Consider the following 515-nt stretch of genomic DNA (forward strand, 5'->3'; position numbering starts at 1 on the left):
GATGGTCGATGACATTCTCACCATGGCGGATCGCCACCTGCAACGCCTTAACCTGCGCCGTCGGGAAACCTGCCCGGCTTCTGAGCTGGTGGTGGGAATGCAGTGCGGGGGCAGCGATGCCTTCTCCGGCGTAACAGCCAACCCGGCGGTGGGTTATGCCTCAGACTTGCTGGTGCGCTGTGGCGCTACCGTGATGTTCTCGGAGGTCACCGAAGTGCGCGATGCCATCCACCTTCTCACCCCGCGCGCCGCGACCGAAGAAGTGGGTCGTCGTCTGCTTGAAGAGATGGCCTGGTATGACAATTATCTGGATACCGGTAAAACCGATCGCAGCGCCAATCCCTCCCCCGGTAATAAAAAGGGCGGGCTGGCGAACGTGGTCGAAAAAGCCCTCGGCTCCATCGCCAAATCGGGCCAAAGCGCCATTTCCGAAGTGCTCTCTCCGGGGCAGCGCCCGACCAAACGCGGGTTGATCTACGCGGCAACGCCAGCCAGCGATTTTGTGTGTGGCACCC

The 515-nt window shown here is 61.6% G+C and carries 1 pseudogene; it reads left to right on the plus strand.

Annotated elements, in window-relative coordinates:
* A pseudogene (locus J5224_RS35215) lies at positions 1–515 on the plus strand (UxaA family hydrolase); the annotation flags it as partial.

The organism is Candidatus Symbiopectobacterium sp. NZEC135 (assembly GCF_025962695.1).